This is a genomic window from Rhizobium sp. ZW T2_16 (genome assembly GCF_044987325.1).
Classification (GTDB): Bacteria; Pseudomonadota; Alphaproteobacteria; order Rhizobiales; family Rhizobiaceae; genus Neorhizobium; species Neorhizobium cellulosilyticum.
The window spans coordinates 1-1,494 of sequence record NZ_JBJDRG010000060.1 but is presented as its reverse complement, the minus strand read 5'-3'; the positions used below and the strand labels follow the sequence as shown (position 1 = coordinate 1,494).

The window sequence follows — 1,494 nt, the reverse complement described above, 5'->3', positions numbered from 1 at the left end:
CTTGAACATGGGGTAATCGCGGGACGGTTTGCCCAAAGGCATTGCCTCAGCAATATCTGACATGGGTGGTTGCCCCCGGTAAGATGGAAATACGGGCTCACGTTTGGAACCGGGCCCAGCATCAAATGGGAGGCAACCATGGACCAATATATCGGGCTTGATGTTTCGCTGAAAGATACTGCGGTTTCGATCCGAGAGAATAGGAAGCGTATCTGGCGGGGGAAATGCCCTTCTGATCCGAAAGCACTGTCGCAGATCATCCGCAAACATGCTCCGCTCGCAAAGCTGGTTGTCTTTGAGACAGGCCCGCTGTCGACTTGGTTCTATCACGCGCTTACAGCGGAAGGAATTCCCGCGATTTGCATTGAAGCACGTCATGCGCAAAAAGTTCTGAATGAAACTCTTAACAAGACTGATGCCAATGATGCGGATGGCCTAGCGCAGTTGGCCGAAGCCGGATTTTACAAAGTCGTGCGAGTAAAGACCTTCGACAACATGGTGACGCGCACACTGGTGGCAGCACGTAGCCAGCTCGTAAGCATTTCCAAGCAGCTCAGCAACCAAATACGTGGCCTCCTTAAAACGTTTGGTCTCATCGTGCCCAAAGGGGACGGCGGGGTATTTGATGCAAATGTGAAAGCGCTGCTGGATGGAAATAGCGGTCTGGCAGCTGTGATACTGCCCCTGCTCGAGGCATGGCGCGACATACGTAAGCGCGCATCCAAACTTGATCATCAGTTACTCGTAGCTTCCAGACAGAGCCGGGCTACGAAGCTCCTGATGACGATTCCAGGCGTTGGTGCCGTTACGGCCGTATCGTACATTGCCGCGATCGAAGATCCTGAAAACTTCCCCACCTCGCGCTCAGTCGGCGCTTGGCTAGGGCTGACGACGCGGCGCTATCAGTCTGGCGAAATAGATTATGATGGCCATATCTCGCGACGCGGTGACGGTCGGCTGCGGGGATTACTCTACGAGGCAGCAACTGTCCTTTTAACAAGAACCACTGCCAGGACAGAATGCAGTCTCAAAACCTGGGGACTGAAGCTGCGTGAGCGGCTGGGCTTCAAACGTGCCGCGGTTGCTGTCGCGCGAAAACTTGCCGTCATAATGCATAGCATGCTCAAGGCCGGGGAAGCGTTCAATCCATTGGCCGGCGCAGCGGCCTAGCCGAAGCGCAGGCCTACCTGCCTCAGCACCTCAATACGACTGAGATGCTGAGCGTCCCTGCTGTGGACGTGGGTTAGGTCATTCCGTCGATTCCGTCGCAGCTCATTGAGACTGCGTCTTGAACATAGGAAGACCTCCCCTGCGAAAACCCATCATGCGGCGACTGCATGTCGACCGCGGAGACAACCGTGCTCCCAGCACCGGACGAATTGCAGGAATGAAAGATGTCGAAAGGAAATCTAAAAAGATGTCGCGTTAGCAACACGGCAACGAAGAAACTCGTTTAAAATCCGCTTGACCGGATGCAGGCGATTAGACAACGGA

At 54.6% G+C, this 1,494-nt stretch carries 1 protein-coding gene; it reads left to right on the top strand.

What is annotated here, in order from left to right:
• Positions 1-138 precede the first annotated feature (138 nt).
• Positions 139-1,170: an IS110 family transposase gene (locus ACI3K0_RS30700; protein ID WP_404946980.1), complete on the top strand. Its 1,032-nt coding sequence runs from the start codon at positions 139-141 to the stop codon at positions 1,168-1,170.
• The last annotated feature ends 324 nt before the right edge of the window (positions 1,171-1,494 follow it).